This is a genomic window from Brachybacterium sp. HMSC06H03 (assembly GCF_001807385.1).
GTDB classification, from domain to species: domain Bacteria; phylum Actinomycetota; class Actinomycetes; order Actinomycetales; family Dermabacteraceae; genus Brachybacterium; species Brachybacterium conglomeratum.
The window spans coordinates 1-8316 of record NZ_KV788711.1 but is presented as its reverse complement, the minus strand read 5'-3'; the positions used below and the strand labels follow the sequence as shown (position 1 = coordinate 8316).

Genomic DNA, 8316 nt, shown 5'->3' with positions numbered 1-8316 from the left:
AACTCTGCGCTCCCTGCGTGACCTCACGCCGTATACGGCCCCGAGGTCACGCAGGGAGCGCATCTGTGTGCGGCGCGGACGTCCGGGAGGGCGGCGAGGCGCGGCGCCGCTCCGTGGATCGGGCGAAGATCGGCTCGGGGGAGCCGCGCCCCGCACTCCTGGAAGTCCCCGCGTGGACGGAGGAGCGGCCGGCCCCGAGGACCGGCCGCTCGTCCGAACGACAGCGGGTGGTGGTCCGCGTCAGCGGCCGGCGACCTTCTTCTCGAGGTCCTCCCCGGTCTCGCCGTGCCGGACCAGGCCGTCGGCCCGCAGCTCCCAGAACTCGGCGTTCTTGATGCCGAGCAGGCGCGGGTCGAACTGCGGGTCCTTGCCGGCCTTCTTCTGCTGCTGGTAGTCCTTCAGCGCCTTGAGCGCAGGGCCCTGGAGGATGAGGATCGCGACCACGTTCAGCCACGCCATCGCGCCGACGCCGATGTCGCCGAGCGCCCAGGCGTTGCCCGTGGTGGTCACCGAGCCGTACACGACGGCCACGAGGATCAGCGCCTGCAGGAAGCGCACCAGGACGCGTCGCGCGGTGCGGTGGGGGATCCAGCGGTTGAGGTAGGTGAGGTTGACCTCGGCCATGTAGTAGTAGGCCACGATCGTGGTGAAGGCGAAGAAGAACAGCGCGATCGCCACGAAGGTCGGACCGAGGCCGTGGAACACGGACTCGAAGCCGTTCTGCGCGAACTCGGGACCGTAGTCGGTGCCCTCGGGGACCGAACCGGCGTAGATGAGTTCCTCCTCGGGACCCTGGAACACCTGGTACATGTCGGTGGAGATGATCAGGAACGCGGTCGCGGTGCACACGAAGAGGGTGTCGATGTAGACCGCGAAGGACTGGGCGAAGCCCTGCTTGGCAGGGTGCGAGACCTCGGCGGCAGCGGCGGCGTGGGGGCCGGTGCCCTGGCCGGCCTCGTTGGAGTAGAGGCCGCGCTTGACGCCCATCTCGACGGCCTTGCCGACGATCGCGCCGAAGACGGCGTGGGCGCCGAAGGCGCTCGAGAAGATCAGTCCGAAGACGTGGGGGATCTGATCGAAGTTCACGAAGAACACGATCAGGGCGGCGACGATGTAGAGGATCGCCATGAGCGGCACGACCAGCACGGCGAAGTGCGCGATGCGCTTCACGCCGCCGATGATGATGAAGGCCAGCAGGATGACCACGCCGACGGCGGTGACCCAGTGGGGCAGGCCCCAGGCCTCGTAGGCCGCGGAGGCCATGCCGTTGCCCTGCACGCCCGGCAGGAAGAAGCACATCGCCACGACGGTGACGATCGAGAACACGATCGCGTAGACGAGGAATGCCGGGGCGGCCGCGGTGTGCTTGAACGCCTTCTCGATGTAGTACGCGGGGCCGCCGCGGTACTCGCCGGTGTCCTTGTCCTTCTCCTTGTAGATCTGGCCGAGGGTGCACTCGACGAAGGAGGTCGCGGCGCCGAGGAAGGCGATCAGCCACATCCAGAACACGGCGCCCGGGCCGCCGATCGCGATCGCGGTGGCCACACCGCCGATGTTGCCCATGCCGACGCGTCCCGCGAGGGACATCATCAGCGACTGGAAGGACGAGGTGCCGTCTGGGGAGGCCTCGCCCTTCTTCAGCTGGGCCAGCATGTCGGGGAGGCAGCGGACCTGCAGGAACAGCGTGCGCAGGGAGAAGTAGAGGCCTGTCAGCAGCAGCAGACCCACGAGGGGGAGCGACCACACGAGGTTGTTGGCCCCGGTGATCAAGGTGTCGAAGAACATGGGAGCTCCATGGGGAGGGGAAGGATGGTCGCGGACGGACATCGGGCTCGCCTGTGAGCCCGGTCACCGACATCGTCGTGGAGGAACAGTAGCGCGTCACAGCCCCGCAGACACGTCAAGAGGTGTCCGTTATCCGACTGCAATGCGCGCGCAGCGGTGAATCCGGCGACATCCGACCGGTCCGGCATGACGCGGACCGGCCTCGTCTGTAGACTCATGGGCGACCCCTCGTGCGGTGTCATCTTGCTGAACTCCCCCAGGGCTTGACGGCAGCAAGGGCAGGTGAGCTCTGACAGGTGCGCGAGGGGTCGCTTCATGCCCGGGCGCAGGAGGTCCGACGGCCGGCGGCCTCGCAGGTGCGGCCATCGACGCGGCGCCTGCGGCCGACGAACGCGCCCCCTGCCGCCCCGCGCCCGCGCCTCCGACGGGGGATACCCTTGTCTTGGTCAAGCGGTCCTCCCCGTTCCGGCCCTCCGGGCGTGATCCGCTCGGGCGGCCGTGCTACACCTCGGCGGCAGGCGCCGCGCGACGACGCCCGGAGCGGTGTCCGGGGCCGCCCTGCCGGTGCGGTGAGCCCCGGGCGCCCGCTCACAGATGCTCGGCCGGGAGCTCCTCCAGGGTGCTCGCCCGCTCCTCCATCGTCGGCTCCGACGGGGTCGCGGCCCGGGGATCGCCGAGCGCGGCGTTGACCAGCGCGGCGAGGACCACGAACGCCGCCGCTCCGGTCGGCAGCCACATCGCGGCCTCGGCCCCGACGCCGTCCGCGACCGCGCCGGTCAGCGCCGAGGTCGCGGACTGGCCGACGATCGTGGCCGAGCCGAGCATCGACATCAGCGTCGCCGAGCGGCCCTGTGGGGCGCGGTCCGCGGCGAGGCTGTAGATCGTCACGATCGTCGGCCCGATGCCGATGCCCGCCACGGCCATCGCCCCGACCAGGCCCCCCAGCCCGCCGGCGAGCCCGAAGGCGACCATCGAGGCGAGCATCAGCGTGGAGAACACCAGCCAGCGGTGGGAGCGGCGGAAAGTCTCCGGGAACAGCGAGATCGACAGCGCCAGGATCGTCGAGCCGACGCCCATCACCCCGTAGACCAGGCCGGCGGAGTCGCCGGCGCCGCGGGTGTCGAGGAACGCCGTCAGCGAGGTCAGCACGGTGCCGAAGAACAGGCCGACGCCGAGCGCCCCGGCGACCAGCACGAGCACCCGCACGGTGCGCAGCTCCGCGGCGGGCGCCTGCTCGGTCGGCGACTCGCTGCTGGGCACGGAGGCGCGCGCGGTGGGATGCAGCGCGAAGGCGGTGACGAACACGAGGGTCAGCAGGGCCGCGCCGATCATCGGCGCCGCCGGGGACATCGTCGTGGCCAGCAGGCCCACCACCACGGGGCCGAACACGAAGGCGGTCTCGTCGGCCGCGGACTCGTAGCCCATCGTGGCGTTGAGGCTCTTCGCCCGGCGCGCGGCCGGCAGGCGGGTGAGGATCAGGTGCACCAGGCGGGTTCGCGAGAACGGGCCGATCTGCGGGGAGGACGCACCGATCACGAAGCCCACGGCGAGCACCGCCGCATCGGGCAGCGGGCTGAAGGCCACCCAGGCCAGGCCCATCAGCGCCAGCGAGTTCACGATCCCGGCCACCAGGATCACGCGGCGCTGGCCGAAGCGGTCCGCGGCGGCGCCCAGCAGCGGGCCCACCAGCGCGGAGCCGAGGCCGAGCACGGCCGAGTTCAGCCCGCCCAGCGCGATCGAGTCGCGGGCGGCGACGACCAGGGTCAGGGTGCCCACGATCATCATCGCGAAGGGGAAGCGGGCGATGAACGCGATGGGGAAGTAGGCGGTGCCCGCCTCGCGGCGCAGCGTGGTGGGAGCGGGGGTGCCTCGAGTCGGGCCGTCGACGGGCTGCGCGTCGTCGGCGCGGGGCTGCGGGGCGGTGTGCGGCGTGGTCATCGAACCTCCATGACGCTGGTGCCGCCTTGGACGATCCACGTCGTGGACCCGAGGTAGATGCACCCGGGAACCCGCCGGAGCGGGTGGGGAACGCATCGATCCTATGCGGGACGCGGGGGGCGTGACCAGGGCGGGGGCAGGCGGGGTGCGCGGAGTCACCGGTGACCGGATCGAGACCGGTCCGCAATGGTCGCGCCGGTTCCGGGACACCCTCGCGTCATGCGCCGTTCGCCTTCGCCCCGTACGTATGGGAGCGCTCCCACACAGTGCTCCTCACGACGAGAACGGACACCATGCCCACTCCCAGCTCCCCGCCGCTGTGCCGCGCCGGCATCGCCCTGCTCGCCGGCACCGCCCTCGCCCTCGGCCCCGCCGTCCTGCCGCTGACCGGACCGCTCGGCGCGCTCGCCGGCAGCGCGATCCCCGCCGCGCAGGCCGCTCCCGTCCCCGGCGGCCCGCTGCTGGTCACCGAGATCGCACCGGACACCGTCGGGGCCGACGAGTTCGAGTTCCTCGAGCTCACCAACACCTCGACCGAGCCGGTCGTCGTCGGCGGCGAGGACGGCCACTCGCTGAGCTACATCTACGCCGACAGCGCCGACACGTCCCGCGACGTCCCGCTCGCCCTCGAGGAGACGGTCGAGATCGCGCCCGGCGACTCGCTCGTGCTGTGGCTGAGCTACGAGGCGAAGGACCTGGACTCCTTCGCCCGCACCGTGGAGGAGTTCCGTGCCCACTGGGGCGCCGCCGAGGACGTCCCCGTCGTGCGCGTGACCGGCCAGCCCGGCATGGCCAACGGCGGCGGCCGCGGCGTGCGGGTGCTCGACGGTGCCGGCGCCGAGGTCTCCCGCAGCTTCTACCCCGCCGGCTCCATCGGCCAGGATCGCAGTGCCCACTTCGCGCTCCCGGCGGCCGACTCGCTCTCCGCGACCCTGTTCGCGAGCGCCGCCGCCCCCACCCCGGGCACCGTCGACCCCTCCCAGCTCACGCCGGCCGAGGCCGAGCAGCCGGAGGAGCCCGCCGAGCCCGTGGACCCGCCGGCCGCACCTCCCGCCGACTCCCTCGTCGGCCACCTGCAGATCACCGAGCTGGTCCCCGACTCCACCAACATCGACGGTGCCGACGGCTACGAGTTCATCGAGCTGTACAACGCCACCTCCGCCCCGATCTCGATGGCGGACTACGAGCTGCGCTATCTCTACACCGCCGACGGCGAGTCGATCACCAACGCCGCGGACTGGCCGCTCAGCCCGTCGGACGCCGTGATCGAGCCCGGCGGCACCCTCGTGATCTGGGTGCGCAACGGCTCCGACGACGCCGCCACCGCCGAGGACTTCGCCGCGAACTACGGCGTGGACCCCGCCTCGCTGCACCTCGTCGAGACCCCCACCGCCGGGATGGCCAACGGCTCCGGGCGCGGGCTCGAGATCCGCACCCGCGCCGGCGACAGCGTCCACCGCGCGTTCTACAACCTCTCCGGCGCCGACGACACCCAGCCCGACCAAGGCATCCAGTACCGCACCGGCGACGGCGCCGACGGCGCGCAGCCCGACTTCTCCCGCGCGGCGAAGACCGGGCTCGCCCCCGCCACCCCGGGCGCGGTGGACCCCTCCCAGGTGCCGGCAGAGCTCGTCGACGTCCCCGCCGACGAGCAGGCCCCCGAGGTCCACGACCTCAGCCCTGCGGAGCTGGACCCGTCGGCCGATGCCGTGATCAGCCACGAGGTCACCGATGACGTGCAGGCCCGCACCGTCACCCTCCACCTCCGCTCCAGCGCCGAGGACGAGTTCACCCCGATCACCGTGCGCCGCACCGAGGGCGACCGCTTCGACCACGCGATCCCCGCCGCGGACCTCACCGGCAAGCGCTGGTTCGAGTACTACGTCGTCGCCTCCGACGGCACGAACGAGACCCGCACCGAGCCCACCCGGGTGGCGCTGACCGGCGTGGACGCGGCCCCGCTGCGCATGAACCTCGCCGAGGGGCAGTACGTCTCCGGCACCGCCTCCGTGTCGGTGGCCGGCGACCGGTACCCGGCCGAGGCGACGGTGAGCATCGACGGGACCGAGCGCAGCGACGTCGTCCCCGCGCTCGAGGCCGCACCGGTCTTCGCGATGGACGTCTCCCAGACCGACACCTTCTTCCGCAACGGCGTGCTGGTGGGCGACGAGATCATCTCGATCTTCGACGAGGGCACCTACGCGAACTGGGTCGGCCACGACGCCGAGGTGCCGCTGCAGCACGTGGTGCGGGGCGAGCCGCTCACGGTGACGGTCGCCGCCGGCACCAAGGCGTATCCCGGCATCGACGAGAACGAGAACAACGACGACTTCTCGATCCGGAACCTGCGCCTGATCCTGCCCGACGGCCGCACCCTCCGCCCTGTCGACGGAGTCGACCCCGCCGAGATCATCGCGATGGGCGACTCGGCCGGCAAGCACGACCTCTACGACGCCGTCTTCGAGATCCCGGAGGACGCCTTCACCGCGCACGCCGTCGCCTGGGACACCACCGCCGTGGCCGACGGCGAGCACGTGCTGGTCGGCGCCGACGGGGACGGGAACCGCGTCGAGCGCACCGTGCTCGTCGACAACACCGCCCCGACCATCAGCACCGGGATCGAGGACGGCGCCGACTACCAGGGCAGCTTCTCCCTGGACGTGGCCGCGGAGGACTCCGGCAGCGGCCTCGCCTCCCTCACCGTGCTGCTGGACGGCGAGGAGGTCCAGCCGGGCGAGGAGCTCTCCTCCCTCACCCTCGATCCGGGCGAGCACACCCTGGAGATCACCGCGGCCGACGAGCTCGGCAACGAGGCGACGCGCACCCTCGCCTTCACCACCCCCGTCGAGGACCCGACCGCGACCCTCCTCACCGAGGACGGCCTGACCCTGCCGGTCTGCGAGGCGCCCGATCTCGTCGCCCGCGTCACCGACCCGTCGGGCGACCGGATGGACGTCTCCTTCCGCGCCGGTACCAGCGCATCTCTGGCCGACGGGACCGTTGCGGGCACCGCCGGCGAGGTGCGCGACGCCGACGCCTCCGAGCGCGAGGGCGCGGCGCTCATCGGCGGGCAGACCACCGCCTCCGAGGACGCCCTGCCCTTCCACGAGTTCGCCGTCGACGTCCCCGAGGGGGCGGGCGAGGACGCCGAGGTGCACGTGACCTGGGAGGGGAGCGCAGATCCCGGCGCACGGGTGCGACTGCTGGTCGAGGAGACCGCCGGCGGCGAGCTCGTCGAGGTCGCCCACGCCTTCGCCGCCGAGGACGGCTCCGTCGCCTTCGACGAAGTGGTCCCTGCTGCCGGTCACGTCTCCGGCGGTCAGCTGCGCGCCGTCGTCCAGCACTCCGTGGGCTGGTCCGGAGGAGACCTCTCCTCCCGCGGCGACGCGACCGCCCCGCACCATCCGGAGGCGACCGACCGCTCGGAGTACGACTTCACGCTGGCCTGGGAGTCCGACACCCAGTACTACAACGAGGAGTTCTACGAGCACCAGCTGAACATCCACGAGTTCCTGCTCGAGCAGCGCGAGCCGATGAACTTGCAGTACCTCTTCCACACCGGCGACATCGTGGACGAGTCCGACAAGCCCGAGCAGTGGGCGAACGCGAACCCCGCCTACGCCCAGCTCGACGAGGCGGGCCTGCCCTACAACGTGCTCGCCGGCAACCACGACGTCGGCCACATGGACGGCGACTACAGCGAGTACTCGAAGCACTTCGGGAAGCACCGCTATGAGGACAATCCATGGTACGGCGGGTTCTACGAGGACAACCGCGGCTCCTACACCCTGTTCAGCGCCGGCGGCGTCGACTTCATCGTGGTCTCCCAGGGCTGGGGCCCTGGCGATGCCGAGATCGACTGGATGAACGAGGTGCTCGCCCAGTACCCGGAGCGCACCGCGATCATCAACCTCCACGAGTACATGCTCACCACCGGCGGTCTCGGCCCGATCCCGCAGCGGATCCAGGACGAGGTCGTGGCCACGAACCCGAACGTGTCCATGGTGATGAGCGGGCACTACCATGACGCCCATACCCGCGTGGACTCCTTCGACGACGACGGCGACGGCACGCCGGACCGCGAGGTCACGCAGATGCTGTTCGACTACCAGGGCCTGCCGGAGGGCGGCCAGGGCTTCCTGCGCCTGCTCCACTTCGACAACGAGGGCGAGCGGATGATGGTGCGCACCTTCTCGCCCTCGCTCGAGCAGTACTCGAGCGACGACGCGACCCTGACCCCCGAGGACCAGGACTTCGAGGTCTCCTACGCGCAGCTCGGCATCGAGCCCGCCGACAAGGAGCTCACCACCGACGCGTTCCGCGCCGACGTTCTCTCCTCCGAGGAGTTCGCACAGGTCCAGGACGTCGCCTCGGACGAGACCGTCGAGGCGGACTCCGCGGTGCTCGGCGTCGGGACCCACTCCTGGTACGTGCGCGTCACCGATCCCCACGGCGGCATCGCCCGCTCCGAGGTGCGTGGGCTGACGCTGACCGGGGACGCGACGGGCTGCGAGGGCGGCGCGCCGGGCGACGGCGGGGAGGGGTCCGACGGCGGCTCCGGCAGCGATGGCGGCTCCGGCGACGGCGGCTCCG

Annotated in this window: 3 protein-coding genes and 1 other RNA gene; 2 read left to right on the top strand and 2 right to left on the bottom strand. The window is 71.6% G+C overall.

Translation table 11 applies throughout. From position 1 onward, the window contains the following. Positions 1-240: 240 nt before the first annotated feature. Positions 241-1785, bottom strand: coding sequence for an alanine/glycine:cation symporter family protein (locus tag HMPREF3159_RS04820; protein ID WP_070499919.1), 1545 nt, complete (start codon positions 1783-1785; stop codon positions 241-243). 219 nt (positions 1786-2004) lie between these two features. Here HMPREF3159_RS04820 and ffs point away from each other — a divergent pair. Continuing rightward, positions 2005-2101: signal recognition particle sRNA small type (gene ffs, locus HMPREF3159_RS04815), an RNA gene on the top strand. Positions 2102-2373: 272 nt separating this feature from the next. Here the strand turns inward: ffs and HMPREF3159_RS04810 are convergent. After that, positions 2374-3723 carry an MFS transporter gene (locus HMPREF3159_RS04810; RefSeq protein WP_070499918.1) on the bottom strand — a complete coding sequence of 450 codons (1350 nt, stop codon included), beginning with the start codon at positions 3721-3723 and terminating at the stop codon, positions 2374-2376. Between the two features lie 293 nt (positions 3724-4016). Between HMPREF3159_RS04810 and HMPREF3159_RS04805 the strand changes: the two genes are divergently transcribed. Further along, positions 4017-8316: lamin tail domain-containing protein (locus HMPREF3159_RS04805; protein WP_256374510.1), on the top strand; the 4300-nt coding region annotated here is incomplete at its 3' end.

Coding starts and splice junctions, on each gene's coding strand:
- HMPREF3159_RS04820 (WP_070499919.1), bottom strand. CDS start 1,785: ATGTTCTTCGACACCTTGATCACCGGGGCCAACAACCTCGTGTGGTCG.
- HMPREF3159_RS04810 (WP_070499918.1), bottom strand. CDS start 3,723: ATGACCACGCCGCACACCGCCCCGCAGCCCCGCGCCGACGACGCGCAG.